This is a genomic window from Arthrobacter sp. NPDC080031, assembly GCF_040702485.1.
Lineage (GTDB): Bacteria > Actinomycetota > Actinomycetes > Actinomycetales > Micrococcaceae > Arthrobacter.
Genome location: NZ_JBFBLA010000011.1, coordinates 114,901 through 140,227 on the forward strand (window position 1 = coordinate 114,901; position 25,327 = coordinate 140,227).

The window sequence follows — 25,327 nt, forward strand, 5'->3', positions numbered from 1 at the left end:
ACCTGTGGACAAATGCGGCGGGGCAGGCGGGGGCGTCCTCCACTCAAGCGCAGCGCTGGGCATAGCCGGAGGGAGCGCAGCGACTGACGGACCGGCGAGCGAAGCGAGCGGTGGAACCTGTCGGCTATGCCGACCAACAGCGTCTCGAAGCGCAGCGAGAGACCGGAGCGAAGCGGAGGGTCCGCAGGACCGCTGTTGCCAGGTTCCCTTATGCCCTTTTTCCTCTCTTGCCGCCATTTCGCCATTCCACGGCTGGAGCGTTAGCGGAAGCCTGGAATATCAGGGGAAACGACCCGTACACCCTTGACCCGTACACCCCCTCTCCATCCGCGCAGCGGGTGTACGGGTCACGTCGTTTCCGCTGGATTTACGGGCTTTTGGGTGTACAGCCCTTTTGCCGTCCGCTGCAACGCCGTACGGATGCATCTTCCGCACCACCGCGAGGCACGAGCGGGTACCCGTACGGGTCCTCACACGTAGCGTCAGCGACGTCGGGCGCAGCCCGGTCCGCACCCCCTGGCGCATCCTGCTGCCGCAGGCGCATCAGATCCGGCGCGCAGCGGTCCACCACTCCTCGCGACCTGTCGCGTCAGGCTGTGGAAAACTCTGCTGTCACAGCACTGCACTGATCTGTCGGTGCGCTCGTCGCACCGGTGTGCGGGCGCTCACTCCGGCTCTGTTTCGCGGTCGCGCCAGCATCTGTCGCACCGCGTCCGAGGCGGGCCCACACCGCTTCCTTGCCGGGGTCCGTTCCGGGCCGGCCGCCTGCCCCACCTGGTGGCAGCTGCACCCCCGGATGAGCGACAGTGAGTCCTCGACGGCCACCGCCCGGCCTGTCCCTCGTGGACGCATCAGAAGAGGAGCTTTCCAGGGAAGCATGAAGCCTCCCTGGATCCAACGGCAGCCCCCGCTTCCACAGCGTCACCGAGCCGTCCGGGTCTCCCACCAGGTGCAGCTTCCTGAAGAGGCTCACGGGTTCTTACCTTCTAGACCCCGCACCGCCCGTGAGCCTCTTCAGGAAGCGGAGTTTTTGCCCTTTCGTTCCATGCGGGGCCCTACTACCCGGTTCGCCTTTTCCCTCCGCTCTCCTTGCGGCCCCCGGGCGGGTCGGTGACGCCACAGGCGCAACCACAGCTGCTCCACCCTGCTCCGATAGCTCCTCCGCTTGCTCCAGGACTGCCTAGAGGTGTCGCAGGCGGGTGTTCCAGGTACCGGTCCGGGCCCGCATCGCTGGACCCCTTCTGGTCCCGGAGTGGACAGATCATTGCACCGGCATGGCCAGACAGGGACACAGACCAGACCCATAAAAGACCCGAGAGAGTCCAGAAAGGCCATTCAGGCCCCATTGAGTGCCGGATGGCACTCCTTGGGGCCGCTTCGGGCGTACTGCTGGTCCCATGATGGTCTCTTACAGGTCTGCTCTGGTCCGGCTCGCGACGGTGGACTGTTGCTGGTCTCTTCGAGGGCGCTTCTGTGCTTTGTGTGGGACCACCGAGCGCCCTCCAATGTGCCGTGGCCTGATCGAGGTCTTCTGCTGGTCCGCAGCGGACCGCGTGCCGGTCCCGGGTGAGCCCTTGATGAGTCCTGTGTCTTCTGGTTCCCCGGCTGACCCGTGGCCTTCTGCGGGTCCTGCCGGCGGCTCCCACGGGTCCCGCCGCGGCCAGGGGTCGCTCACGGTGATGCAGGCCTGATCTGCTGGTGGCCTTTTGCTGGTCTTGGCGTGGTCCTTGCAGAGACCATTGAAAGACCAGTAGAATGATGACTGATAAATGAGTCGAAAGGTCCCCGACTGGCAGTAGCGCCTCGGGGACCGCGCAGGAGAGGGGGCCGCGATGACCGAGGACAGTGTCCATCAGCACGAGGGCGCAAGGGGGTGCTCGCAATGACCGATAAGGCCGAGCCGCGCCGTCTGCGCTGGAGCGTCCCGCGGGCCGACGAGTCGACGAACCGGTGGCTGGACGAGCAGTACGACATCTCGCGCTCGCTCCAGCTGTTGATCCGCGAGTCCATCCAGCGCGACGGCTACATCGACGTGGTCAACCGTCCCGTTGAGCAGCTTCCCCGGCGCGGCCGCCCGCCGCAGGGCGAGCAGGACCCTGGGCGCAGCGAGGCCCATGACGGAGAGGAACGCGGCGATGACGGCCGTGACGGTAGTGAAAGCCAGCATGAGAGTCGCGAAAGCCGTGACGAGACTGCCGTGCCTGTTGCTGTTCCTTCAGAGCCCGTGCAGCGCGTTGAGGCAGCCCAGGCTGTTCAGCCGCCGCCCAAGCCTCCTGTCCGCGAGCCCCACCCTGTTCCCGCCGAGGAGCCTTCTGTCCCTTCGGGGCTGGACGCCTTCCTCACCCGCTGATCCGTACCGCACTTCCTGAGACACCGACTTCCTGACCGAGAGGGACACAATCATGAGCAACACCCGCACCGCCGAGAAGACCATCCAGCTCACCGGCGGCATCGACGTCGGCAACGGATACGTCAAGGGCGTCATCCGCGGCGAGGTCCACGGCAAGGAGGTCTTCGATACGATCGACCTTCCTTCGGCCGTGGTGAGCACCTCGCGCTCCACGCCCAAGGTGCCCGAGGCTGACTCGGATGCCTTCAAGATCGTGGTGGAGGACGACTTCTACAACCGCGTCGCCGCCTCGTTCACCACTCCCCTGATCGGGCACTCGGACCTGCGCACCTTCGGCCGTGCGGCCCTGAGCACCCCGGGGTCGAAGTTCACGCAGTTCGAGGTCGTCGGATCCCGCTCGAAGGCAGACCAGGAACTGAGCTCGGTGCTCGTCCTGGGCGTCTTCGCCGCCAAGGCCCTCCGCGACTATGTCCGCGAGCACGGCGCGCTGCCGGACCGCGAGCTGCGCGCCACGGTGCGCGCAGGCCTGGCTCTGCCGATTGCTGAGTACGTGCAGCGCCGCAGCGCCTACGCTGCCCAGTTCGTGGGACTCCTGGGCGCGGCTGACCCCACGGTGCACCTGGTGACCGTGAAGAACTTCTCCACGCCGGTCACCGTGCGCCTGCAGTTCGAGGATGTGCAGGTCCTGCCCGAGGGCGCGTCCGCGCAGTTCGCGATCACCGACAAGGGCGCGCCGCTGGCGCAGGCTCTGCTGGACGATCTTCGGGCCTCGGACCCCGAGGAGGCCGCGCGCCTGCAGGGTGTCACCGCCGAGCTGCTGGTCGGTGTGCGCAACACCGTCGGCGTCGACGTCGGCGAGGGCACCGTGAACTTCCCCGTCTTCACCGACGGCGCGTTCAACTCCGAAGCGGCCAGCACGCTCGAGCAGGGCTACGGCACCGCGCTGACGAACGCCCTTGACCGCATGAGCACCAGCGGCGACAAGGATCTGCGGTTCAAGAACCGCAAGAGTCTGGCCGATTTCCTGCAGCAGGAGCCGAGCGTGTTCCTGCAGGGCAGGTTTGACCGCGCCAAGGGCTACGTCGACGAGGAGGCCGAGTACCTCGGCGAGGAGATCGGCGCACGCTTCGAGGACGTCCTCGCCGAGGTCGGCGGCACCACCGAGGTGGTGTACGTCTACGGCGGCGGTTCGGGCCCGATCAAGGAGATCCTGCGCCCTGTCCTGCAGAAGGCCGCCGGCGGCATCCCGGTGCTCTACCTCGACGCCGCGTACTCGCGCCACCTGAACCGCGAGGGCCTGTACCTGGCTGCGAAGGCCGTCGAGGTACAGAAGCCCGAGGGCAATCGCAGCAAGGCCGCGGCGTGATAGTCGCGCCTGGCCCCTCCGTGGCCGTGACCGAGCTGCTGGCCTTGCAGGACGAGCAGGGTCAGCTCCTCGGTCGGCTGGCTGAGCTCGATGCGCGCCGAGCCGAGCTTCTCGGCTCGCTGGCCGGGGCTCCGGCCCAGGCCGCCGGGACCCACGCCGCTGACTGTGACGACGAGGCGGAACAGTCGCCGGAGGTCGTCATGCACAAGGGCGTCGAGCTCGGCGGCCGCGTGATGCTCGATGAGGACGTCTATGAAGGCGTGCACGCGCCGCCACGGGTCTACGTCTTCGAGGAGTATGACTCGGAGGCGACCGCCGGGTCGAACTGCACGCTCGTCGACGTGGCGAGCGGCGACTGGACGGTCCGCGGCATCGGCGAGCTGGTGCCCGTCGACGAGGCCGCCGTGGACGACGACCAGGAGAGCTGAGCCGTGGCTGCGCCGGTCAACTACTCCACGAAGATCTCGGCGGCGCAGACCGTCGCCGAGATGCAGTCGCTGCTCGCGCAGCACGGGGCCCGCCGAATCAGCGTCGACTACGACGCCTCCGGCGTGCCCAGTTTCCTGGACTTCCTGCTCGCGACGCCGCAAGGCCAGCGCGGCTTCTCTCTTCCAGCCAGCGTCGACCGCATGGAGGCGCTGCTGCGAAAGGAGGACGCCGCCGGCCGGCTGAAGGCGGGATCGCGCGCCGAGCGGACCAGCCGGGCCCAGGCTGAGCGTGTTGCGTGGCGCGTGATGAAGACCTGGCTCGAGGCGCAGCTCGCGCTTGTGGCCGCCGGGATGATCGACGTCGACCAGGCGCTGCTGGCGTTCCTGCAGGTCGATGCGGCGGGCCGGACGCTCTACGAGGTCTACAGGGAGCGTGAGGCGGCTGCTCTTGAGCTGACGCGCGGTGACTCGGACTGACCCGGGTCCGCGCGGGCGAAGAGCCCTTCCTGATCATCGAAAGAGGATCAGGAAGGGCTCTTCGCATCTCTCGTCATCAATGCCACGTCCTGTCTGAATGGCATTCGACATGCGAGAATTGACGTATACGAGTCGATGCTCCCTGTTATCGCGATAGAGCATCGACAGACGAGGCATGACGAGGAGATGCACCGATGACGATCGCACAGAGCCGGCCCGACGAGGGGTACACACCGTGACGGGCCCGGAGGTCGCACTGTACGTGCTCAGTGTGGTGATCTTCCTGGCCGCGATCTTCGTCTCGATCGCGCTGCACGAGCTGGGGCACCTCTACTTCGCGAAGAAGTTCGGGTGCCGGGTGAGCCAGTACATGGTCGGCTTCGGCCCGACGGTCTGGTCCCTGAAGAAGGGCGAGACCGAGTACGGTATCAAGCTCATCCCGCTCGGCGGCTACGTGAAGATCATCGGCATGTTCCCGCCCGAGACGGACCGCGAGCAGCAGATTTCCTGCGGCGGGCAGGTGCCAGAAGATACAGCAGCCGCGCCGGCACACAGCAAGCTCACAGCGACGTCCTCGTCGCAGCCAGCACCGCGACCCCGGACGCGCCCGTCACGCTGCGCAAGTCCAACACGGGCCTGTTCGCACAGATGGTCTCGCAGACCCGGGCGGCGGAGTTCGAGCTCGTCGAACCCGGCGACGCTGACCGTCTGTTCTATAAGCTGCCCGCGGCGAAGAAGATCCTGGTGATGGTGGCGGGCCCCGGGGTGAACATCGCCTTGGCCTTCCTCTGCTTCCTCTGTGTCTATGGCATCTACGGTGTGCACTCGGTCGAGCCGACCGGCCGCCCTGCGGTTTCCGTCGTCTCCGACTGCGTGATCCCCCAGGACGCCAAGCGCACTGCGTGCCAAGACAGCGATCAGGTCTCCCCCGCCCGGGCGGCGGGGCTGCGTCCCGGCGATGTGGTCATCAGCTTCAACAGCCAGCCAGTCACCTCGTGGTCACAGCTGTCGGACCTGATCCACGCCAACGGCGACAGCGTCGCTGCCATGGAGGTGGAGCGCGATGGTACGCAGGTGAAGCTCCAGGCCTCGCACACGATCGCCATGCCGCGGGACCTCGATGGTGACGGCCCGAAGGAGACTGCGACAGTGGGCTTCCTCGGTGTCGAGCCGGAGTCCCGCGAGGTGGTGACCAGGCACGGCCCGGTCTACACGATGGAGCGCATGGGCGAGATGACCGGGCACGCAGTGTCTTCCATCGTGCAGCTGCCCGCCCGGGTGTACAACGTCGCTCAGGCGATCTTCGGCCAGGGCGAGCGTGCCCAGGACGGACCCATGTCGGTCATCGGTGGATCCAGGCTCGCCGGCGAGGTCGCGGCATCTACCAAACCCGGCCTCGACATCGGCGGCAAGGCTGCGCTGCTCGGGCTGGTGGTCGGTTCGTTCAACCTCTTCATTGGGGTGTTCAACCTGATCCCGCTGCTGCCGCTGGACGGCGGTCACATCGCGGGCAGCGCTTTCGAAGGGGCCAGGCGCTGCCTGGCACGGCGGTTCAGCCGTCCTGACCCCGGTCACGTCAACGTCGCCCGGCAGCTGCCGGTCGCCTACCTGATCGGCTTCGCGATGCTGTCGATGAGCCTGGTGCTCATGGTCGGCGACATCGTCGTGCCGCTGAAGTCGGGGCTCTGACGGGACCCGCACCAGCCCTCGACGAGACCATCCACCGCCCAGTACCAGACCACACACCGACCAGAAGGGATGCAGACCCATGACCGACCACGACGAGACCCGGAAGAGTCCAGCAGGAGACCCGAACAAGACCAGTAAGAAGCCACAGAGCCTCGTCTCCCGGCTGCGGCAGATCTACGAGGACCGGCCGGTGGCTTTCGCCGTTGGCCTCATCGGCGTCTCGGCACTGCTGTTCCTGTGCGGCGGGATCCTCTCCGGTGACCTGCGCTTGCCCTTCAGCTCCGGCTGGTAGCCGGAGTATCCGGTCCGCGGGAGAAAGGAGTGACCAGAGAAAAAAGAGACCCCGCCGCCGGAGCTGATGCTCCTGACGGTGGGGTCTCTGCTGTAGTGCTGGTTCTCTGGTTCATGGACGGTCGGGCCTGCGGATCACTTTGACCGGCAGCACTGCTTCCATGGCCATGAATTTGAGGAAGGCCTTCACGCAATCGGGACAGAGGAAGAACCACGGCTGGATGTAGTGGAATTTCAATGTCCGCCATACGTGGGCGGCCGGGTCGTAGTTGTCTGAATTTTCATGGGCAACATCCGACTCCGTCTCAACTCCACAGCGATCACACGAGGTGAGAGTTACCTGCCTGCTTCCCATCAGGTTCCTTTCTGAATTTTTTCGACATGCGGCATGCTGATCAGTCGATGCCATGCTCGGCCGACAGGGCTGCGAGATCGTGGCTGAGATCTTCCATCGCGGCGATGGCAGCCATGGTGCACTGCTGGGTCGCAGGGCAGCAGAGCGAGCGGCGCAGACCTGCTCCGACGATCTCGACGGCCGGCATGTACTTGAAGAGCATGCGGTACATGCGCGAATCCTGGCCGTGGCCGAGCTGGTGCCGGATCGAACCGGCGTTGTCTTTCAGGTCGCTGGCCTTGATGAGCAGCGCCCGGGAACCGGAGTTGGCAAGCCGCGTGGGGTGCTCCTCATAGGAGGTGCTCCCGTTAGGGGTGGTCACCGCCCCAACGAGCACCGAGACGCGCCGACCGTACAGCCGCGCCAGGCAGCCCAGGGGATCTTCACCCGGCTGGCCGAAAGCAGCAAGCAGCTCTTTGCTGCAGTCCTCGACGACATCATGCAGCAGTGCTGCGGCAATCAGTTCAGCGTCGGTGACGCCCCAGCGCAGGAGGCGCAACGCCACGCGCAGCGGATGCTCGATGTACGGCACGCGAGGCATGTCTCCCCTGATGAAGCGGGTCTGCTTCCGGTGCAGGAACGAGGCCGTCGCAGCTGCGCGGGTCACGAGCTCCGTGTTCGTGGTGCCGGGCATGAGGTGTTGGATCTCCCGCTCGAGTTCGAACACGAGCATCGCAGGGTCCATTTGCTTGAGCGGGACACGCGTCGTGGTCAGGGTGGTCATGGCTCTTCCTTTGTTCGGGATGGTTCTCTTGCTGTTGCAAAACACCAGGCGCTGCCCCGCAGCGCGTGGACCCGCCTCAGAGACAGAGCGAGAGCCCCGGCCCCGCGCCGGAGCGCAGGAGCCGGGGCTCTGGTGGGATCAGGCAGGGCGACTGGTCATTGGTGCTGGCTGGGCTGGGTGTCGTTGTGACGGCCTAGCCGGGCAGCCCAGGTCTTCAGGCCCGGAAGTCCAGCAGCCCAGACAGCACCGGACAGGACCACGAGCACCACGCTCGCCGTCCAGTGGCCGGTCCAGGCGCTGGCTGCGATCGCGGGCAGCAGGGCGAGGACGTTCAGCACGATCCCCGTGACGAGGAGCGCCCTGCCGACACTCCGGAGGATCCGCTCGCGGCGGCCGGTGGTCTGCATCGTGTCAGGCATGGTGGTTCACGCTCCTTCGTCGTGGGATGTGTTCTCTCAGAGCTCGATCCGCTTGCCGCGGGCGAGCTCGGCAGCGGGGATGCTCAGCCGGTAACCGCCGACCGGGTAGCTGGGGTGGTCGCTGGCGACGACCGCGCAGTTCCACCAACCAGCGTGGCGCTTGCGAGGACGGGGTTCTTCCTCGCCCTCGGTGCGGGCCTCGCCGCGGTATTCGATGGGCACCACGACGACGCGGTGGCCTGAGCCCCGCTCGGTGGCGTGCCAGGGCAGCTCGATGAGCAGGTCCTGGGGCCACTGCTCGATGGTGACCGGCAGCTTGGACAGTTCGTGGTTGGCCGAGCCCTCGGGCGACTGCGCGAGGCGCTGGGCCTCCTGCTCGGCGGTCTCGATGAATCCGAGCTTCTCGAGGAAGGACATGGGGATCAGTACTCCCGGTTCGTGGGTCGTGAAGAAGAGTGGGTCGGCGATGCTTCAGTGCTGGACTGGCCGCGGACGAGGTCGGCCAGCGCCTGGGCGTAGGCCTCTTTGGCGCGCTCGACTGCAGCCTGCTCGTAGAGCGAGTGGATCTTCTCGCCGGCGGCGATGCGGTCCTCGACCTCGTCCATTGCCATGACGGCAGCCGCGAGCTGGACCCGGGCCTGGGCCTCGGCACGCCGCAGCTCCGGGTGAAAGGCCTTGCCCGTGGCGAGCCGGTGAACGGCGGCAACGCGTTGAGCTTCAGCGTCGAGGTCGGGCTCGGAAGTGGTGGCAGTGGACACGGTGATCCCCTCCTGTTTGATGAAGTCGTTTGTTCGATGCCGGACCTGGATCCGCTGCTCTGGTTCCTCAGCCCTCTGCCAGACGGCGGGCGGCCGCCTGGAAGTCCGCCAAGGTGATCTCGGCGCATTCTGCCCGTGTGCCGTCCACCGGGAACGCCGTGCCGCACCATCCGATGAAGTAGCGCTGGCACAGTTCGCGGTCGGCCTGGCGGGCCTGCTCGTCGTAGACGGGCGCGCTGACGACCAGCACATCAGAGCCGAAGTCGAACGGCAGCGCGTCCTGCATGGGTGCGGCGATGGTGCTCATGGCGGTTCTCCTCGGAATCCTGTGGGGCACGGCGCTGCACTGCAGGCCGTCCTTCCTCGATGACTCCTCCGTGACAGCTCCGCTGTCACCTCCACCGGCTGCATCTGGAAAAACGAAGAAGGAGAACAACAAGAAAGTTCCAAAGTTCCTCGCCGGGGCAGCGCCGGCGATCCCGGATCGACACATATCCCCCACACACATCCCCTGGGATAGGCTTTCGGCGAAGTTCAGAATTCAAAAGGGGAGGGACTCGTGGCGGGAAGCGCGGTCTATGGCAAGGGCTACCACGCAGGCAAGCAGGATGCCCGTACAGAGGACCTGATCGCCGCGGGGGTGTTGGCGGCTGCCGGTCTTGTCATTGCCGGGGGTGTCAAGGTCTACCGGAAAGCCAAGCAGGTCCACGCAACCCGGCTGGAACAGCGGATGAAGAACATCGACGACGGAGGCGACTCCGAAGACTCCGTCCAGCAGTAAGCCACGGACGCAGAAAAAAGAGACCCCACCGCGGGAGTACATGCTCCGGACGGTGGGGTCTAGGTCGGGAATGCGAGGACCGCCGGAACTGGGTGTCGCCAGTTTTCCCGGGAACCGGTCCGTGGGTAGAAGGCGAACAATCCCGTCGTTGACGGAACATGTCTTAGCCCAGATCGTTGCGCGGTACATCATCACATATGCTTCAGCCAAGCCCCAGAGGTTTCGAAAGGGTCCCGGCGCTAACTGCGGAGGAAATATGGCTCAAATTCTGGAAGTGGATCCAGCACAACTATCGGCCCTGGGCCAGGCGGTATCGTCGGCTGGAGTTAACCTGCTGCTGGCAAGTAATCACGGTGACATGGGAGGCGATCAGCTCAGTTCCCGGCTTCATCAGACTGGTTGGGGAATAAACCTGGCCACGAGTCTGGGAGCTTACAAGGAGGTGTGGGGTTCTGACGTCTCGCAGACGAAGCAGACGTGCTCCAACGCGGGGTCGTTTATGGAATCGTTTGCATCGGAAGTCTCCCAAATTGACGGCGCTGGTTCATCGAGCTTTCAGCGGTACTAATCATGGATTTCCGTCCGGATCCCCCATCCCAGCACGAAGTCCTTGGATCAGCTCAGCGGTACCGAGACGCGCAGAACGAGTTTAGGGCACAGGCCGATGTCCTTCGACAAATCGCGGGCCAAATTGGACACTCTTCCGTTTGGGCTGGGGTATCGGCCGAACATGTCAGCTCGACTCTCGGAACTATCGCGAACGCAACTGACGGTTTCGCTTCGGCATCAGGGTCAGTCGCTTCAACCCTCGAGGTTCTTGCTTACGCTGTAAGTCCGCTGATCGCCCAACGCCAGTCCGTTATCGCGCAACTTAAGCAACAAGCCAGGGAACCGGGCCTCGCAGCCACTCTAGTTTTCTCGAAGCTCAAGAGTGATCTCATCAGTCTTGAGTCCCGTATCCAGCGTTGCTTCGAGCAAGCCAGTGACGACGTGAGAGCCGCGGCCACGCACGCGGCCGCGTGGAGAACAGACATCAACGTCAATCCACAGGCCATGCGTCAGGCGATAGGCGAAGAGATCGGCAAGTCTTTCGCTTCGTTTGCCGGCGGAGTTGTCGAAGGCGTTTGGGAGCCGGTCGCCGGCACTTGGAACCTTGTGACCCATCCCGAGTCAGTTGTGAACCTCGTACGCGCCTTCCAAGCTGACAGTCCCGGAACACTAAAGAAAATGTGGGACGGGATCATCGATGCCGATACTTGGCAAAAAGACCCCGCCAGAGCCATGGGCAAAATTGCGCCGGGAATCATCGCGACAATACTCACCGCAGGCGAAGGCGGGGCCGCATTGGCTGCAGGAAGAACCACGGGGAAGATCGAAAAGGCTGCCTCCGAGGGCGGGAAGATGACCGCGAAGACCGCCGGGCGACAACTCGATACGATCCATCTTTCCTCGGGTGAATCTGGAAGCTGGAACAGGATCCTCAACAATCCAAAGCCTGACACAACGTATATCGTTGATAAAAAATTTAGCTACACCACTGATTCGATAGGCCGGGTCTCAGAGTCATCAGCAAGACTGGATACTTTGATCGCGAAAGACCGGAACATTTATCAACAGCGACTCGCCGGTGGAGTAGACCGACTCCCGGGTGACGATGGTGGCCACATCTATGGCACCCAGTTCGGGGGACCTGGGGAATCTATCAACATTACCGCAATGAGGAGTGATCTTAATCGCCTGGGCAACCGGGACTATTATGCCCTTGAACAGCAGTGGGCCAAATTCATAGGTGAGGGAAAATCAATCGACGTTGATATTAAGATGAATTATAGTAGCGACAGTAGCCTGAGACCATCGATCTACACTGTCACCTACAAGGTGGACAACGGTCCGGTCATGTCAAGAATCTTCAAAAACTAGGAACACCGATGAGCGAAAGCGTTACGGATTTAGAGCAGACCATTTGCCGATCTATAATTTCGGCGTATTCCGACACGGGCTGGGAAACTATTACCGTCTCGTACATTGAGGTTGGGAACGTATCCGAGGCGGTCAGCGAGTGTACTGTCGGAACGGGCACTCCTCAATATCGGCCTATACCCAGTGAAGCCCTCGAAGTGCTCCTTGCTTTGAAGAAAGCTTTGGCGACTGAAGCCCACGGAGCTTGGCTTTCCCTAAAGCTCAAAATTGATCGCCAACAAGGAGACTACAAGTTCTCTTATAATTACGATGAGAAGCCGAAATGGGACCTCGAGCCGATGCCCGAGAACTACTGGCTTGAGCTTCAGGAGTACCCCCGGCCCGCCAGTGAAATTCCCCCATGGTTTCCAAAGAGGGTGGATCAATAGCCGCACAGCTTAGTTACTCGTACAGGCTGTTGTCATTCTCCACCACCCTCGTGCGGGTCCTGCGCCTGGAGGAGCTGCTGCTGCTGGCGTGCTTGAGATGGTCAAGGAGCTCGGCTTCCTGAACGGCTGGCTCCTCTGTAAAGAACGGTTCTTTGCCAGCGTCAGGAGAGGGCGTATCGGCTTTCTGGTTGCGCTGGAAGTAGTCCCAGAGCCGATACTTGATGCGTTCGCGGGCGTTGGCGCGCAGCATGACTTCCTTCTCGGTCGCCAGAAACTCACTGACTATGCGGCTCTCCGTCTTGAACCGTTGAAGGCGCTCATCACGCTCCAGTTCCGCCTCTTCGACCGCAATCCAGCCGCGAATCCGAGCCGCCTCCTCGCGGGAAGCGATGGAGCTTGCGTACGCCGTTCGCTGAGTGATGGAGCGCGTAAACTTCATCATCACTGGAAGTAGCTCAAAGAGCAACAAAAACCAGCGGAAAAGCGAGTGAAAGAAGTCAGCACCTGCATCGTAGTTGCTGGAACCCTCCGACTTGTCGGTTAGTTGCGACAGTGCTTTCTTACGTTCCAGCAATCCGTCTTTGGCAGTAGGGGCTTGGGCTTCGAATTTCTTGCGAACATCCGAGTAGACGGTCGCGGGAACGGTTCCGTCACTCTTTGCCGGCGGGTTCGGGTTCAGGTAATCGTTGATGTCTTGAATCTTGGTGTTAAGTTCATCGATATGTGCCTTGGTGCTCGGAGCGTCACCCGTTAGACGGTCACGCTCGTCCAGCAGGTTCTGGTAATCGGTCGTTCGGCAATATGTCCACCCAAATCCGTTGAGATAACAGCTATAGAACTTGCCGTTCCGATCTGCGAGGGCCTGGATCCGCGCGTCCACGTCTGCGATTGCCTTCGTTGCCGTAGAACTGTCTGCGTTGGCCGCCCCAATTTGCTTCTGAAGGCTGTCGCGTTCATCGGTCTTGGTCTTTATCTGCTTGCCGATTTCAGTATCAATGGTGGTGTTGTATTGAGCGACTGCTGTCGCCTGGTTGACCTTGACCTGCTCGCTGATGGCGGAAGAAAAAACCACCATCATCAGGATGTCCGCGAAGAGCAGAGAGCCCACCACAACGAGGCCGAGACGGGGTGCCATTTTAAGGAGTTCCGCAGAGAGGTTGAGCAGCCAAGCGAAGACAGTTCGCCACCACGACTTCCTTCCCTTGACTTCGAACCCCGCCTTTTGATCGCTGACGATCCACCTGTCCAGGAATAAAATAACCAGGAAGTAGCCGCCGAACACCCATGACAGGACGTTAAAGTCGGGTGTCTTCATGTCCGTGAAAATGACCGTGGCAGTCGTCAGGCTCGCCGCGGCAACGGTGGCGGCTACGATGAGTGCCCAGCCGAGACCGACGAACCACCCGCGGTCCCCATAGGCACGTACAGTTCGGACGTCCCCGCCTGCGAGGTTGATGAAAAGGTCTGACGGCCGCCAACTCTGAGGTCCTATCGGACGTTGGAGAGGGTCATCCCGGATATCGCTCGAAGGCGGGACAGGACTCTCTTCCGGGTCCAGAGTCTCATCGTCAATCAGCCCAGAACTCATGATTCGTTCCTTTCTGAGCGGGCGTGGGGAACCCAGACAAACCTTTGTCCGGATTCATCCACAAGAATGCCTTGGCCTGGAAGATATTTAGACCTGGGCCTGTGCACCAACGGCTCTGAGTAGAGACTGCTGTTTTCGGCGACGACAAGACGTGGGTTTGGAGCGAGATAAAGGTGGATACTCTGTGCGCGCACAGAGTCGAAGCCGGCTACGGTCGAACGGTCCGGCTGCGATGAGCTCTTGATGGTGCACACGAAGATAATTCGCCGATACCTATGAAGTAGCTTTAGTCGTTCGCGAATTGTATCGTCTCCGTAGGTATCTTCCTCATCAAAGAGAAATACCGGCCTGCCATTGATGCATGCGGCCTCGGGGTATGAAGCGGCCAACCAGTTCTCGGCTTCCTGCAATTGCTCGTGTTCAATTGACGAGGCACCGGAGGGTGCCTCGTATTGAAGCGGCTCGGTTAGAAAGTAAGCTGATTCTCCCTCAATTTGTTTTCCGCAAAGTATCACTCTCTTAGAGGTTCGTTCATAAAGTTGGGCTGCAATAACCCTCAGAACGTTGGTCCTCCCGCTGCGTGCTCTACCGGAGATCAAAAGAGTGTGCTTCGTAAGATCGATAGATTCGATCTCCCCGAGAATGTCGTCACGACCTAAACCAATGGAGTTATTGTTTTCCCACCCCGGGTACGCCAGTTCAGACAGGCTTGGCTGCAACCAGGGCTTGAATTTCGACGATTTACTCAACACGGGGGTTGATTCCTCGTCGAGGAAATAAAGCTGGATCAGCTGGTCTTGGTCGTTCAAGCCGTATCCTGGAAGCCACTCGCTGCGTGGAACACGGTGTTCGTAAAAGTTCCGTCCAAGCCGTAACGTGACCCCGATGTCTGACTGGAAGACTTTGTCCGGCTGTTCAGAGCCGATGCTGATAGCCATGTGGATCCCTGCCGCCCGCCCATACCGGGTGAGGTCGATAAGACGTTCAAGCCAGAGTCCTGTTCGCTGATTCGACTCGAACAGCATCTGTAGACGGTCAAATCCATCGATTATCAGGAGCCGGGGTGAGACAGGGTCGTCGCCCGGTGTTTCCCCCGCCGACCAGAGCTGGTCAATAACCCTTGTCAGTGAAGCCGCGTCTCCGATGGACGTGACGTACCAGTTGGTGTGCTTGCGAAATTCTGCGAGCTTCGTAAGCTCAGTCTGCGCGTCGAGGACAAAGACCTCCCCTGCGGGATATTTCGCCAGCCATCCCTCTGCGAGCAACAACAGGCCATGCGTCTTCCCGGTACGAGGAGGTCCTTGCAGAACAAACATGCCGGCTTCCATGTCCACGTCCAGGGACTGGATGCACTGGTTCGCCGGATCGTCAACTGCACCAATAACGATCGAACCATCGCTGGAAGATTGACCGGCTATCCTTTCGCCGGACCTCCGGACGTCTGGATTGATTCGTCGGGGCTCCTCAAACAGTGATGCCGGCAGAACCGCAACGTCGCGCAGTTCTTGGAAGCTGGCTTCCCCTGATCCACTAATTTGTAGCGGGTGAGCTTCCTGATATGAATCTCTGATGGTCTTTACCACATGGTCTATTTCCGTCGGCCCGGACGTTGGCTTGCCGGTGGCGTCGGGATCCGTACTCAGGCCTTGTGAAGATGTACCCGCTCTCAGGGGGGCAAGAGTCACCCTTTTACCGCCAGCCCGGCCGGGCGCGTTGTACTCCCTACTCACGATTGGCGACTGGAACTCGACGAGGCTGGACCCGCCAGTACTGAGCAGTGCACGACCAGGAAGACTTCGTGGAATTTGCGCCGCGTCGGGAGCATCAATAATTACGCGGGAGTCCTCGTCGCTGAGTGTAGCGAGCGCGACTTTAGCCCTTATGTTCGCCCTCGTGTCATCGCGGATGACCTTCGTTGATGGGCGCTGTGTAGCGAGAATTACATGTATGCCAAGCGATCGCCCACGTTGAGCGATGTCCTCGACGGCTTCAAGCACGCTGTAGTCAGCACCCCGTTTGCCTTCGGTCTCTCGAACAAGGGTGTGAAATTCATCAAAGACCACAACAAGCCGTGGCAGCTGTTTGGCCCCCGGTCGGGTAGCAATATTGGCGCGATACTCCTCAAACTCCTTGGCATCACCGGCCTCGAGAAAGGCCGATAGCCGTCGGCGAATTTCGGCTTGAAGGAACTTGATGGCCCGATCGATATTTGCGCCTTCCAAGTCACTGATAAAACCGATTGTATGAGGAACTTTGGCGACTTTCCGGAAGGTTTGTCCGCCCTTGTAGTCGACAAGGAACAGAGAAACTTCATCGGGATTGTATTCGAGGGTGAGACCAAGAACGAACGACCGAAGGAATTCACTCTTACCAGAACCCGTGGTCCCACCTATCAGCATGTGGGGTCCATCTTCGACGAGATCGATGACGAGATCCTTGTCCGTTGAGGCCCGTCCAAGCCTGGCAACGAGCTCTTTCGAGGCCGAGCGGGAGACTATGTCACCATCCTCGTTTGCGATTTCCCAGTGAACGGCCTCAATGTTCCAGACGGTGGACGCCCTGACCGATGGTGGAATGCTCGCACTTGCACCGGAAGCTCGAGGATCATACAGAGGTGCAAGACTAAGCGCTGTTCGATCGGGCGAATGAGTATGCTGTACGGGCTCAAAGTCGTCTATTGTCGCGCTGGGCAGCGTCAATGAGGCTCTGGGCTCAGGCTGTCCAGCAAGTGAGAGGGCATGGTCCGCCGGAATCTCCAGAAACGCGTCGATGAATTGAGGGATTCCGTCGCGGCTGGACCCGATCCATAAAACATGAAACAGGCCTGGCGTGAGCGAGAGGATCTCCTCTAAGAGGGCCACATCAACTTCCGCGCTTTCATGCAAAATGAAGAGAACATGATGTCTTGCAGTCACCTCGCGCCGCAGGAGATCCTCCCTGCTCTTCAGGACTTTAAGAACCTCACGAAGGAAAACTGTTGAGGACGTTCTTCCGAGGACCATCCGATTGAGTGGGAGGAATATGGAAGGCGCGGTTACTTGTGGCAACCATTTCATCCAGTCATACGAAGAGCCTAGCTCCCCTTCCGGAATAAAAGTGGCAATAGCGAGCTCGGTCGGTGAATGGCTGCAAACCAACTGCAGAAGGACGTCTATGGTGCTGTTCTTGACCGATTGAGCGGGACCGACGATCGCCAGGTTGTGGCTTTTCAGATCGACCAGGACTGGCGTGTCATCGGCTACCCACGACGCCAGATGATCACCCTCGCGGGTTCGCTTTCCATCCTTGAGCACTGATTCCAGTTCAATCTCATCAAGCTCAACGCCCGCTTCAAGCTCGATGGTTTGATGGCTGCGAAAGCTTCCATTCCCGACAACAACGTGCATGAAGCTTCTGTCCCGGTGAGAACGCCCCCAGGTAGATGCACGGCGTCTGTAGGTTTGTGCCTTGAGCCATTCAGAATCAGGCCCAAGTTCCCGGAGTATGTCTTCCTCCTGTCCAGTTAACCGCGTCTGTTCAGAAAGCGACTTCCGGCTCTGTTCGAGCCATACATCGAGGTTTTTTTGATAGACCCTCTCCTGATGCCGTAGGTTGCGGCGGTACGAGACAATCATTGGGACAGCCAGTGGAGCAGCCAGAATCAGGGAAAGCGGCTTATCTGTAACCGCAAATAAAATTGCCCCTACACCGATGGGGGTTACTAAGTTCTCGAACTGAAAGTCGGGATTCCTGGGCTTCTCGGGCCGGCGGGAGATTTTTCTGTATCTTTCCCTCAGCGTCGGAGTCTTTGGCACTGTGGTACGCGCCTTCGGCTCGAGCCGCACCTTCCCCAAGGGTGCCTTCCCAATCAGGGAGGCACCGGAGGCTATCACCCACTCTGCACGGACAGGATCGACTTCATCATTTAGGTCGGTGAATGCAAGGCGGACCCCCGGGGTGAGCCTGACAATAGAACTTGATGGACGCTCACCACCGACCAGCATCCTTGGCATCAATCCATCACTGAACGTGACTTCCGCGGCATTACCCCGCCGCTGGATGACCATGCGCTCCCGCCCGAACTGACCATCGTCGACGACAACCTGAGCATCAGAATCCAAGGCCGAAAACACGACAGGATCGCCCTCGCAAAGGAGAGTGACACGGCCTTTTCTCGTACCGGCCTCGTCCACGACATAGATCTCGTCAGCCTTAAGGTCACTCCCCCGCCCCCGCAGAGGCATCGGGAGCTGGCCCGCATCCGCAACGATCTCAAGGACGTCACCATCAATAAGATCATGGACATCTACGGGCGTCGCATGATCAAGGTAACCGTGCACCGCGGTTTGCACGCCTCGTGCGTCACCGTACCTCACAAGTTCTCGGCGGAGAATATAGTCTCCAGGTCCTACGATGCCTTGAGCCTCGAGACCGTCCGTGAGGTCCCGAACAGTGGACTCAGGTCCAAACTTAACTATGAAATCTGCATGTGCAGCCCCAGATTTGCCAGGAATCGAGAACCGCAGTTTAATCTCACGCTCACCCTGCAAACTACACCCAGTCCCTAAGGGCAGCGGCAGCGGGGCTCAATGGAATCATCATCTGATCATCCGAAGTTGGTTCCATCGACGTACTCGAAGTTGTCGGCGATGTTCTTGACTTCCCTGCCGAGTTCCTCGAGTGCCTGATGAACATTAAGCTGCGCTTGCTTCCATCGGTCGATAGCCGCTTGGTAGCTCTGAGACGCATTACTTGACCAAACTGCCGAAGGGTCAAAGCGGGCGGCCAAAGAATTTACTTCAGAAAATCCGTTTTGGGAAGCATTATCAATTGCTTGACCAATAGCCCGCACGGAATCAACGTCAATACGTATGGAGCCCACAGTTTCTCCTAGCTGCTAAACCCGCCAATCCGCGCATGCTGCGCGTGATGCTAAAGCTAGCGGATGGTTCTGTCATGTCAAGGAACTGGCTAATGTTACGGAGGTGTCAGGTTAGGTGATTCCTTTCCATGAGTAAGCAGCAGTGACGCTTTGATATGGCCTGCGTAGGCCATTGCTTCCTTTGATGCCGGGCCCTGTGCTGCCGCCCGCCTTTCGCCGATGACTCCTCCATGTGGCTCGGCTGTCACCTCCCTCGGCCGCACCGAATAGACGACCATGGACACCACTGGTACGACGACTGGCCCGCGACTCGGATCTGCACCACCTGGGAGGATTTTCATGCCGCGTGCTGGCAGCACTATGGTCAAGGAATGTCGACTCAAAGCACGCGGATCATCCTCGATACAAACTTGTGGTCCACGTTGGATGATGGGTCACTTCCCCGGCTGGAGACTCTCCTCGAAGAACTGGACCTGCAGGTACAGGTCTTGCCCAGCACACTGCTGGAGATCGTCGGCATCGGGCGCGAGGATGTCCGCAAGAGATTGGTGGCTGGCCTTGCCAGGGGTCCCAGAAGAACGCGGGTTCGTACTGAGGCGGATCTGTTCGCTGAGGAAGTCGTCGAGCTCATCAGACGCACTCATCCGGAATGGCTGCGCCGGATTCCTGACCGTGCCGAGGCGGAACGACTCCGGACCTTCTGGTTGAAGAAGATCTGGAGGCAGGCCTTAGAGGACTCGACGGCTCTGCATGAGCATCATGGGGCCCAGGCCCCCGTGAGGGATCACATCGTCGCAGGACAGAAGCAGAACAGCAAGGAGATGAGGGAAGAGAAGTTCAAGCCGGGCGACCTCACCGAGCTACACGGAAAGGACGACCCCGAGTCGGACAGCCCCCCCCTTCTCGGGGAGCTGCCTGGATGGAACGGCTCACCCAGGGCCCTGTGGCGACTAAGGCTCGCGCACTTGACCTGGCACCAGCTGGGGGTCGTCGGCCCTCGAGCCCGCATCACGGGCGAGGACCGCACCATGACCGACTGGATCGAGCCTTGGGTTGACCTCGGGAAGCTGCGCTCCAGCCCGGAGAGCTTCGTGCACATGTGGTTGGATGAGGCCAACGTTGTCGACGTTCCCCGGAATTGGTTGAACTGGGCAGTCGATTTCGTGCAGCTGACAGCCAAGCCCGGCTCTGGTAATCCGGGCGACGCTCAGCAGGCGTCCTATTTGGTCGGCTGTGACCTGTTCCTGACCTCGGACAGGCGCTTTGTCCGGGTCCTGGAACGGGTTCGCGAGGACGCTCCATTTTCCTTTGCCGAAACGGTCCTGGTGGATGGCAACCGTCGGACAGATACGCCTACGGCAGAACGGATTGAGCAGGTCCTGTCTCACATGGCCCAGGCAAGGGAACGTCATTGACGCTCGGCGCGCTGTTCGGTTGATTAGGCGCAAACGGAGCCCTTCGGGGTCCCCGACACCTTCACCCTCCGGTCGTGCGTGCCTGAAGTAATGGAGCGGGAAAAAGAGAGCCCCGACGAAGAGCGCGATCGCCCATTCCCGTCGGGGCTCAAGGTGGTGATCGTCGGGCGCAGCGCCGGCTGGGCCGTCGCGGGTCTTCAGGCAGCCGCCCGCTGTGTGGCGAAATGCCGGTGTACAGCGTCGCGGGCGGCGGGGCACTCGTCGTGGGGATCCAGGTAAGCAGCATCGAACCGGGCAGCCGTGGTGATGCCCTGGTGCCTGAGCAGTTCCAAGAGGTCCGGCAGGTCCTGTGCACGGCCGGAGAACTCCGCGGTGTCCGCGGCGATGATCTTGGCGCGGGTCAGCGTGGGGACACTGGCCAGCTGAAGCCTGATGCACTCGTACGCTGTGTCGTCGTCGATCCAGCGCGCCTGGTATATCGAGGCCACCAGCTCAGCGTCGTCGCCGTCCATCACGTTGTCGTTGTTGATCCAGTCGCGCTCCAGGTTCAGTTCGTCGGCCACCTCATGGATTGCCGCCATGACCTCTGGCGCGAAATCACCGGTGACGCTGTCGATGTCGACGGTGAATGCCCGGTCTGCAGCACGGATGCCGTACTTCATGAGCGCGAAGCCGCCGATCGCACGGATCTGCACCGGGGCGTTCAGCCCCAGGCGCTTCAGCTTTCCGTCGAGCACCTCGAGCGCCCGCTCCAGCTGGGCCAGGCTGCACTTGTGGTCGTCGTGGCTCATCGTGCTGCTCCTTCTGGTCAGGAAGGAGCGGGTGTCTCCTTCGAGTCCAGATCCGGATCGGCTGTGCCGATCTGACGAGCCGCCAGGAAAGAGACGAGCCCGGCACCAGGGGCTCTCCCCCGTGCCGGGCTCTGTTCAGGCTCAGTGCACGCGTTCGATGCGCGTGGATCCGGACCCGTCCTGCAGGCCGGTGGCGCAGTCGTACCAGAAGCCGTTGGGCAGGCGGACCAGCGTGTGCGCCTCGCGTCCCGGCCAGTTGCCGGCAGCTGCGATCGCGGGTACCGCCCGGCGGTCCATCACGCTGCTCACCCCCAGCTCCTCCACGACCTGTGGGTCGCGGACGTACTTCGTGGTGGAGCCATTGCGGGGATCGCACGGGACCTGCTTCATCCAGGCGGGGTGGTCGAGGACCCTCTTGACGAGGACCTTGTCGCCGACCTGGAGTTCGTCCAGCTCAGAGGGTGCTGTAGGGATGGGCATGTGGTTCTCCTGGTTCGTAGTCTGTAAGTGCAGCAGCTCAGCCGCCGCCGATGGAGGAGCACTGTGAGTGCGCACCGGCGTGCAGAGCCACGGCGTTGTCAGCCGCCGTGCGGTACTCGGGGATCCGCTGGGGCTCCGGCTCGCCCTTGGGGAACCAGGGCATGGCGTAGCCGTCGGTGACCTGCTGTCGCGCGGCATCGTTGTGGGCCGGTGTGATGACGTAGGCGAGAGAACGGCCATAACGGTCAGTTCTGTCTGCCCCGGGGTCGAACTCGATGGTCACTGGCATGCCCTGCGGCAGGATGCCGCCAAGATGATCAGTAGCGGCTCTCGCGCCGCACTCGGGCTCGGCATCCTTGTGATAGTTCATTTCGGGCGCGTCGATGCCAAGGAGCCTGACTGTGTGCTCGGGGATCCCGATATGTTTGTCGGTCGCCTCGAGCAGGCCGGCCACCGGCAGCACGGCGACGGTGTCGCCGTCGATGACGCGGATGACTTTGGTCTCCACGCTCGCCGGTGCGCCCGAGGACACCTGTGCCGGGTCCTGGGCTGCCGCAGTGCTGGTGGACGGCGTACCCGGGACGCCGGGGGCCATCGGCAGGTCCTCGCAGCCGGTCAGCATGACGATACAGAGCACGGCGGCGATGAGGCTGCCGAAGACAGATCCGGAGGGGGTGCGCTTCATGGTGGAGTTCCTTGCTGGAGTGGGCGGTAGGCGTTCTGGCCGGGGCGGCAGGCATGCTTCTCCACGGGCACGCCCGAGCCAGGGGTCACGCGAGAGACAGCGATCAGTTGCCCACGGCGACGGATCCGGAGTCGATGGGCTCGACGACCATGACGTCATCGGGCTCGCCCGCGAGCTCAGCAGCGAGCCGGCTCAGTGACTGGGCGTGGTCGAGCCTGGTACCGGCCCAGACACGCCGGCCAGCGTCGAAGTGCTCTGCGGCTTTCCTGGTCTCCTGTTCGGCACCGAGCGAGGCGATGTGTGCGAGCTTGCGGCGCACGTCCGGGCTGAGCTCGCGGATCAATGCGCTGCGTCCCTTGTGCGTCATGCCGAGCAGCATGCCGTTGCTGATGGGTCCGGTGTACATGGCGGTTTCCTTGCTGGTCAGGGTTGTTCCGGTCCGCGGGCGACGAGCACGAGGCGCGAGCCGCGGACGAGGTGGGCCTCACCGCCGACGGTGAGGACGTGGACAGTGCTGCCCACCGAGGGCCGCACCTGCTCGACGACGGCTGTGCCGCCATCCAGATCGGGGTTCAGGTCGCGCAGCGCGACCCGGTCGCCCCGGCGCAGCATCCGGGCGCTCTTGCCGCCGAGGATGCGGTGGCGCTCGGTCGAGCGCAACAGAGCCTCCTGGACCGCAGGACCGCCGTCTTTGACGATGTCGAGGAAGGCGGGGGTGATGGTGTCGGTCATGGCAGTGCCCTCCTGGCTGGTGCAGCTGGTGCAGCTGATGGATCGCGCGGGCCTGTACGACCCTGGGTCTGTGGCGCTCACGGGGATCGAACCCGTGACCTCTCGTGCGTCGCCCTGCAGCGGGCCTGTAGCCTGGGTCTGCCCGACCAGGGAGTGATGCGGAATCGAACCGCGGGCAGTCAGAACGCCGAGTGCTCTGCCGCTGAGCTAGAGCGCCGTGGGCCGGTTCCGGGAAGGAGCCGGCGAGGGGTTGTGAGGAAAGGGACGAGGAGCCGTTCGCCACTCACTTCCAGGTCGGTGCCCGCAGGGAGCCCGGAGCCGTGCAGCCGTCGCACGGCCTGGCCGCTGGCGCGAGGTGGTGCTCGACGAGATGGGACAGGAACCGGACTCCGACCTCGACGTCCGTCGTGAACGACTCGTCATCGGCCGTGCCGACGATCTGCGCGGAGGCGACCGTCGAGTCGATGTCCAGGTCGATGACCAGCTGCAGGGCCAGGCCCGGCGCGGGGCCGATCAGCTCGACGAGCACCTGGTAGTCCGGCTCGCACGAGTGCGAGACCCAGCCGACGTGGCGCTCGAGCTCGTGGGCGTCGTCGGCGGCGTTCAGCTCCTGGCAGACCGCTGCGACGGCGGACAGGAAGCCGGTGAGGGTGTGGTCGTGGTTGCGGTGATGACGGTGCTGCACGGAGGTCGACATGGCCCCTCCTCGGTCGATGGGCGGTGATTAGCGGATCTCGGAGTAGCCGCACTCCGGGCAGGTGTGGGTGCAGGCGCAACCGCTCCGGCCGGCCCGTTCGCGGGCCGTGGCGGGGGCGTCGGACTCCATCGGCGCGCCATCGTTGGGGCAGCTGAGACCAGACATGGCGGACCTCCAGTGAAGTGTGGCAGGACGGGGACGTTGTCCTTCGTCGTCAGATCCGGATCGGCTGTGCCGATCCCCTCCACGCCCGGCCAGGAACGAAACCTGAACGAAAAGACAGCGCCCCGCCACGCCGCTGCTGCCGGGAGGGCAGGGCAGGGCGCGCGGGGCGCTGGTGGGGCCGGAGCCACGGAGGGATCGAACCGCTCTGTACGGAAGCTCTCAGCGCCGGATCCCGACGGCGACCTTGCACTGCTTGGTGAGGACCAGGAACTGGAAGAAGGCGACGGCAGCCGACTCACCGAGGAAGTAGTGCACTTCTTCGATCGTCATCCCACTGGGGTCGAAGTCGACGATCTGGGGATATGCCTCGGCGAGGATCCGCGCCGCCGCGGGAAGCCCGGCAGCCCGATGGACCTCGGCGGCGGGCTCGAGCTGCTGGACCAGGCTCATTCCGGGTCCTCCAGGTCCATCCGCCCGGTGACGGTGCGGAAGCGCTCCACGGGGCGGGTACCACCGTGATCGGCGACGAAGACCTGGCTGGCGTGAAGGCGCAGCTTCTGGATGACGGCAGTGACGACGTCGTCGACCATGGCCTCGACATCCGGTCCGGGGTGGTCGGTGATCACCGAGCCGACGACGGCGGTGAGCCCTGCGTGCAGGGCCTGGTCGTGATCGGTGGCCTCGACGGTCGCGTCGGCGACGATCTGCATGGCGGAACTCCTTCTCTTGGCTGATGACGTTGGGGGCAGGGCAGGGCGGCGGCCAGCGAAAGCAGATCCCCGTCCGAGCAGCGCGAGGCTCCTCGGACGGGGACTGTCGGCGTGCGTGACCCGCCTATTCGGTTGTTATTCAGTTGTGGGTTGTGCTGGGTGCGGTCCGCGCTTCTCAGGAGAAGGGCAGCTCCTCGCTGTGGACGGCGCTGGCGACGGCCGGCTGCGGTGCGGCAGCGGCTGCGACGGGAGCCGGAGCCGGCTGGGTCTGCAGGGCCTGGTTCTGCGCCTCGGCGGCAGCGACGCGCTCGTTCACGCGGGCCTGGGTCACCGAGCGGGGCTCGAGGAACGTGATGTCCTCGACGACTGCCTTGAGCTCGAAGACCTCGACGCCGTTCTTGGTGTAGCGGTCCTGGCGCAGCTTGAGGTTCACGGCCACGAGGTCACCCTTGTGGATGCTCGCGAACGGGCCGATGCCGTTGGTGGTCGCGCGCACGAAAGCCTCGACCGGCACAGCGTCAGCGCCGCGGTTGCCCTGGCTGTCGGTGTAGTTGTGGTCGGCCATCAGGGTGAACGCGACCTTCTTGGAGCCGTCCTGGTTGTTGAAGACGACCGGGTCCTTGGTCAGGCGGCCGATGACGGTGGCGGAGTTGCGGGGGTTCGACATGAGTGTTTCTCCTCGTTGTGCACGAAACGCGCGGGCAGTGTCCCTGCTCCGCGCGCGATGGTGAGTTGAAGTGTTCGGTTGTCTCTCAGACCCCCATCCGGATCAGCTGTGCTGATCAGACGATGATCTTTCGAATGAAGACTCGGATCAGCTGTGCTGATCGAGCGCTCCTCAGTGCTCCTTCCGGATCAACTGCGTTGATCCCAGATGCCCTTGCATCACGGGTCCCGCATCAGCTGCGCTGATCGAACCCGGTACGCCCGGCCCCAGGCCAGCCCGGTGCTGCTCCCAGATCCCAGAGTTCGGCCTCGATCTGATCGGCCGCGGCCACGTCTCCGCTCTCGCAGGCCCGCCGGTAGTCCTCCTCCAGGTACGCGATCTGCCCGTCCCGGTTCGGGAACCGTCGCCGGAACAGCAACCAGCCCAGCCACGCGAGGCAGATCATGAAGGCAAGAGTGGTGATGAGGACTCCGGTGCTCTCGATGATGTTGTCCATGGCGTTTCTCCTGTC

At 62.4% G+C, this 25,327-nt stretch carries 30 protein-coding genes, 1 tRNA gene and 1 pseudogene; 11 read left to right on the plus strand and 21 right to left on the minus strand.

The features are described from left to right. Positions 1–1,882: 1,882 nt before the first annotated feature. The 7 genes and pseudogenes from AB0323_RS11310 to AB0323_RS11340 all read left to right on the plus strand — a co-directional run bounded on the left by AB0323_RS11310 (position 1,883) and on the right by AB0323_RS11340 (position 6,602). Complete coding sequence (locus AB0323_RS11310; RefSeq protein ID WP_366177397.1) at positions 1,883–2,350, plus strand: hypothetical protein; 468 nt, start codon at positions 1,883–1,885, stop codon at positions 2,348–2,350. A 52-nt stretch (positions 2,351–2,402) separates the two neighbouring features. After that, on the plus strand, positions 2,403–3,716 hold the full coding sequence (locus AB0323_RS11315; RefSeq protein WP_366177398.1) for a hypothetical protein: 1,314 nt from the start codon (positions 2,403–2,405) through the stop codon (positions 3,714–3,716). Then, positions 3,713–4,144, plus strand: coding sequence for a hypothetical protein (locus AB0323_RS11320; RefSeq protein WP_366177399.1), 432 nt, complete (start codon positions 3,713–3,715; stop codon positions 4,142–4,144). Before AB0323_RS11315 ends, AB0323_RS11320 begins: the two co-directional genes overlap by 4 nt. Positions 4,145–4,147: 3 nt before the next feature. Beyond that, entirely contained in the window at positions 4,148–4,621 is a 474-nt protein-coding gene (locus AB0323_RS11325) for a hypothetical protein (RefSeq protein WP_366177400.1), read from the plus strand. A 235-nt stretch (positions 4,622–4,856) separates the two neighbouring features. Next, positions 4,857–5,102: pseudogene (locus tag AB0323_RS11330) on the plus strand (site-2 protease family protein); the annotation flags it as partial. A gap of 167 nt (positions 5,103–5,269) precedes the next feature. Beyond that, a complete protein-coding gene (locus AB0323_RS11335; RefSeq protein ID WP_366177401.1) occupies positions 5,270–6,310 on the plus strand; it encodes a M50 family metallopeptidase in 1,041 nt (346 codons plus the stop codon). 79 nt (positions 6,311–6,389) lie between these two features. Then, entirely contained in the window at positions 6,390–6,602 is a 213-nt protein-coding gene (locus tag AB0323_RS11340; protein ID WP_166187762.1) for a hypothetical protein, read from the plus strand. Positions 6,603–6,713: 111 nt separating this feature from the next. On the opposite strand, the gene AB0323_RS11345 is transcribed toward AB0323_RS11340, so the two are convergent. From AB0323_RS11345 to AB0323_RS11370, 6 genes are all read right to left on the minus strand, one after another. Next, a complete protein-coding gene (locus tag AB0323_RS11345; RefSeq protein WP_366177402.1) occupies positions 6,714–6,956 on the minus strand; it encodes a hypothetical protein in 243 nt (80 codons plus the stop codon). Positions 6,957–6,996: 40 nt separating this feature from the next. After that, a complete protein-coding gene (locus tag AB0323_RS11350; protein WP_366177403.1) occupies positions 6,997–7,719 on the minus strand; it encodes an HD domain-containing protein in 723 nt (240 codons plus the stop codon). A gap of 155 nt (positions 7,720–7,874) precedes the next feature. Next, positions 7,875–8,138, minus strand: a complete 264-nt coding sequence (locus AB0323_RS11355) for a hypothetical protein (RefSeq protein WP_366177404.1) — start codon at positions 8,136–8,138, stop codon at positions 7,875–7,877. Positions 8,139–8,174: 36 nt separating this feature from the next. Beyond that, a complete protein-coding gene (locus AB0323_RS11360; RefSeq protein ID WP_366177405.1) occupies positions 8,175–8,555 on the minus strand; it encodes a hypothetical protein in 381 nt (126 codons plus the stop codon). Positions 8,556–8,560: 5 nt separating this feature from the next. Further along, positions 8,561–8,896, minus strand: coding sequence for a hypothetical protein (locus tag AB0323_RS11365; RefSeq protein WP_366177406.1), 336 nt, complete (start codon positions 8,894–8,896; stop codon positions 8,561–8,563). A gap of 67 nt (positions 8,897–8,963) precedes the next feature. After that, positions 8,964–9,203: a hypothetical protein gene (locus AB0323_RS11370; RefSeq protein WP_366177407.1), complete on the minus strand. Its 240-nt coding sequence runs from the start codon at positions 9,201–9,203 to the stop codon at positions 8,964–8,966. Positions 9,204–9,455: 252 nt separating this feature from the next. On the opposite strand from AB0323_RS11370, the gene AB0323_RS11375 reads away from it, so the two are divergent. From AB0323_RS11375 to AB0323_RS11385, 3 genes are all read left to right on the plus strand, one after another. Continuing rightward, on the plus strand, positions 9,456–9,677 hold the full coding sequence (locus tag AB0323_RS11375; RefSeq protein ID WP_366177408.1) for a hypothetical protein: 222 nt from the start codon (positions 9,456–9,458) through the stop codon (positions 9,675–9,677). A gap of 570 nt (positions 9,678–10,247) precedes the next feature. After that, positions 10,248–11,597 (plus strand): DNA/RNA non-specific endonuclease, encoded by a 1,350-nt coding sequence (locus AB0323_RS11380; RefSeq protein WP_366177409.1) that lies wholly within the window; start codon positions 10,248–10,250, stop codon positions 11,595–11,597. Positions 11,598–11,605: 8 nt separating this feature from the next. After that, the gene (locus AB0323_RS11385) at positions 11,606–12,025 is read left to right on the plus strand and encodes a hypothetical protein (protein WP_366177410.1); all 420 of its coding nucleotides are present in this window, start codon (positions 11,606–11,608) and stop codon (positions 12,023–12,025) included. A 13-nt stretch (positions 12,026–12,038) separates the two neighbouring features. Here AB0323_RS11385 and AB0323_RS11390 read toward each other — a convergent pair whose 3' ends face one another. Genes AB0323_RS11390 through AB0323_RS11400 form a run of 3 tightly spaced genes read right to left on the minus strand, consistent with a single transcriptional unit; the run spans position 12,039 to position 18,474 of the window. After that, a complete protein-coding gene (locus AB0323_RS11390) occupies positions 12,039–13,613 on the minus strand; it encodes a DUF4407 domain-containing protein (RefSeq protein ID WP_366177411.1) in 1,575 nt (524 codons plus the stop codon). Then, the gene (locus AB0323_RS11395) at positions 13,610–18,142 is read right to left on the minus strand and encodes an FtsK/SpoIIIE domain-containing protein (protein WP_366177412.1); all 4,533 of its coding nucleotides are present in this window, start codon (positions 18,140–18,142) and stop codon (positions 13,610–13,612) included. The genes AB0323_RS11390 and AB0323_RS11395 overlap by 4 nt, the downstream gene beginning before the upstream one ends. Positions 18,143–18,198: 56 nt before the next feature. Beyond that, positions 18,199–18,474, minus strand: a complete 276-nt coding sequence (locus tag AB0323_RS11400) for a WXG100 family type VII secretion target (protein WP_366177413.1) — start codon at positions 18,472–18,474, stop codon at positions 18,199–18,201. Positions 18,475–18,845: 371 nt separating this feature from the next. Here AB0323_RS11400 and AB0323_RS11405 point away from each other — a divergent pair, with 371 nt between their 5' ends. Continuing rightward, complete coding sequence (locus AB0323_RS11405) at positions 18,846–19,889, plus strand: hypothetical protein (RefSeq protein WP_366177414.1); 1,044 nt, start codon at positions 18,846–18,848, stop codon at positions 19,887–19,889. A 197-nt stretch (positions 19,890–20,086) separates the two neighbouring features. On the opposite strand, the gene AB0323_RS11410 is transcribed toward AB0323_RS11405, so the two are convergent. From AB0323_RS11410 to AB0323_RS11465, 12 genes are all read right to left on the minus strand, one after another. After that, a complete protein-coding gene (locus tag AB0323_RS11410) occupies positions 20,087–20,680 on the minus strand; it encodes a hypothetical protein (RefSeq protein WP_366177415.1) in 594 nt (197 codons plus the stop codon). A gap of 141 nt (positions 20,681–20,821) precedes the next feature. Next, positions 20,822–21,160 carry a hypothetical protein gene (locus AB0323_RS11415; RefSeq protein WP_354259006.1) on the minus strand — a complete coding sequence of 113 codons (339 nt, stop codon included), beginning with the start codon at positions 21,158–21,160 and terminating at the stop codon, positions 20,822–20,824. A gap of 37 nt (positions 21,161–21,197) precedes the next feature. Further along, positions 21,198–21,845 carry a thermonuclease family protein gene (locus AB0323_RS11420; RefSeq protein ID WP_366177416.1) on the minus strand — a complete coding sequence of 216 codons (648 nt, stop codon included), beginning with the start codon at positions 21,843–21,845 and terminating at the stop codon, positions 21,198–21,200. A gap of 103 nt (positions 21,846–21,948) precedes the next feature. Then, positions 21,949–22,251, minus strand: a complete 303-nt coding sequence (locus tag AB0323_RS11425; protein WP_366177417.1) for a hypothetical protein — start codon at positions 22,249–22,251, stop codon at positions 21,949–21,951. Between the two features lie 17 nt (positions 22,252–22,268). After that, a complete protein-coding gene (locus AB0323_RS11430) occupies positions 22,269–22,658 on the minus strand; it encodes a hypothetical protein (protein ID WP_366177418.1) in 390 nt (129 codons plus the stop codon). Further along, a tRNA-OTHER gene (locus AB0323_RS11435) sits at positions 22,649–22,794 on the minus strand. The genes AB0323_RS11430 and AB0323_RS11435 overlap by 10 nt, the downstream gene beginning before the upstream one ends. A 66-nt stretch (positions 22,795–22,860) precedes the next feature. Continuing rightward, positions 22,861–23,274 (minus strand): hypothetical protein, encoded by a 414-nt coding sequence (locus AB0323_RS11440; RefSeq protein ID WP_257370982.1) that lies wholly within the window; start codon positions 23,272–23,274, stop codon positions 22,861–22,863. 27 nt (positions 23,275–23,301) lie between these two features. After that, entirely contained in the window at positions 23,302–23,439 is a 138-nt protein-coding gene (locus AB0323_RS11445; protein ID WP_316963715.1) for a hypothetical protein, read from the minus strand. Positions 23,440–23,658: 219 nt separating this feature from the next. After that, positions 23,659–23,889: a hypothetical protein gene (locus AB0323_RS11450; protein WP_366177419.1), complete on the minus strand. Its 231-nt coding sequence runs from the start codon at positions 23,887–23,889 to the stop codon at positions 23,659–23,661. After that, a complete protein-coding gene (locus AB0323_RS11455) occupies positions 23,886–24,149 on the minus strand; it encodes a hypothetical protein (protein WP_133830782.1) in 264 nt (87 codons plus the stop codon). Before AB0323_RS11455 ends, AB0323_RS11450 begins: the two co-directional genes overlap by 4 nt. Positions 24,150–24,324: 175 nt before the next feature. After that, positions 24,325–24,816 (minus strand): single-stranded DNA-binding protein, encoded by a 492-nt coding sequence (locus tag AB0323_RS11460; protein WP_021473537.1) that lies wholly within the window; start codon positions 24,814–24,816, stop codon positions 24,325–24,327. 232 nt (positions 24,817–25,048) lie between these two features. After that, the gene (locus tag AB0323_RS11465) at positions 25,049–25,312 is read right to left on the minus strand and encodes a hypothetical protein (RefSeq protein ID WP_133830784.1); all 264 of its coding nucleotides are present in this window, start codon (positions 25,310–25,312) and stop codon (positions 25,049–25,051) included. Positions 25,313–25,327: the final 15 nt, after the last annotated feature.

Bases quoted from the DNA above. Each gene is read 5' to 3' on its own strand.
- AB0323_RS11310 (WP_366177397.1), top strand. From the start codon at position 1,883: ATGACCGATAAGGCCGAGCCGCGCCGTCTGCGCTGGAGCGTCCCGCGG.
- AB0323_RS11315 (WP_366177398.1), top strand. From the start codon at position 2,403: ATGAGCAACACCCGCACCGCCGAGAAGACCATCCAGCTCACCGGCGGC.
- AB0323_RS11335 (WP_366177401.1), top strand. From the start codon at position 5,270: ATGGTCTCGCAGACCCGGGCGGCGGAGTTCGAGCTCGTCGAACCCGGC.
- AB0323_RS11340 (WP_166187762.1), top strand. From the start codon at position 6,390: ATGACCGACCACGACGAGACCCGGAAGAGTCCAGCAGGAGACCCGAAC.
- AB0323_RS11345 (WP_366177402.1), bottom strand. From the start codon at position 6,956: ATGGGAAGCAGGCAGGTAACTCTCACCTCGTGTGATCGCTGTGGAGTT.
- AB0323_RS11350 (WP_366177403.1), bottom strand. From the start codon at position 7,719: ATGACCACCCTGACCACGACGCGTGTCCCGCTCAAGCAAATGGACCCT.
- AB0323_RS11355 (WP_366177404.1), bottom strand. From the start codon at position 8,138: ATGCCTGACACGATGCAGACCACCGGCCGCCGCGAGCGGATCCTCCGG.
- AB0323_RS11360 (WP_366177405.1), bottom strand. From the start codon at position 8,555: ATGTCCTTCCTCGAGAAGCTCGGATTCATCGAGACCGCCGAGCAGGAG.
- AB0323_RS11370 (WP_366177407.1), bottom strand. From the start codon at position 9,203: ATGAGCACCATCGCCGCACCCATGCAGGACGCGCTGCCGTTCGACTTC.
- AB0323_RS11380 (WP_366177409.1), top strand. From the start codon at position 10,248: ATGGATTTCCGTCCGGATCCCCCATCCCAGCACGAAGTCCTTGGATCA.
- AB0323_RS11385 (WP_366177410.1), top strand. From the start codon at position 11,606: ATGAGCGAAAGCGTTACGGATTTAGAGCAGACCATTTGCCGATCTATA.
- AB0323_RS11390 (WP_366177411.1), bottom strand. From the start codon at position 13,613: ATGAGTTCTGGGCTGATTGACGATGAGACTCTGGACCCGGAAGAGAGT.
- AB0323_RS11405 (WP_366177414.1), top strand. From the start codon at position 18,846: ATGTCGACTCAAAGCACGCGGATCATCCTCGATACAAACTTGTGGTCC.
- AB0323_RS11410 (WP_366177415.1), bottom strand. From the start codon at position 20,680: ATGAGCCACGACGACCACAAGTGCAGCCTGGCCCAGCTGGAGCGGGCG.
- AB0323_RS11415 (WP_354259006.1), bottom strand. From the start codon at position 21,160: ATGCCCATCCCTACAGCACCCTCTGAGCTGGACGAACTCCAGGTCGGC.
- AB0323_RS11420 (WP_366177416.1), bottom strand. From the start codon at position 21,845: ATGAAGCGCACCCCCTCCGGATCTGTCTTCGGCAGCCTCATCGCCGCC.
- AB0323_RS11425 (WP_366177417.1), bottom strand. From the start codon at position 22,251: ATGTACACCGGACCCATCAGCAACGGCATGCTGCTCGGCATGACGCAC.
- AB0323_RS11440 (WP_257370982.1), bottom strand. From the start codon at position 23,274: ATGTCGACCTCCGTGCAGCACCGTCATCACCGCAACCACGACCACACC.
- AB0323_RS11445 (WP_316963715.1), bottom strand. From the start codon at position 23,439: ATGTCTGGTCTCAGCTGCCCCAACGATGGCGCGCCGATGGAGTCCGAC.
- AB0323_RS11450 (WP_366177419.1), bottom strand. From the start codon at position 23,889: ATGAGCCTGGTCCAGCAGCTCGAGCCCGCCGCCGAGGTCCATCGGGCT.
- AB0323_RS11455 (WP_133830782.1), bottom strand. From the start codon at position 24,149: ATGCAGATCGTCGCCGACGCGACCGTCGAGGCCACCGATCACGACCAG.
- AB0323_RS11460 (WP_021473537.1), bottom strand. From the start codon at position 24,816: ATGTCGAACCCCCGCAACTCCGCCACCGTCATCGGCCGCCTGACCAAG.
- AB0323_RS11465 (WP_133830784.1), bottom strand. From the start codon at position 25,312: ATGGACAACATCATCGAGAGCACCGGAGTCCTCATCACCACTCTTGCC.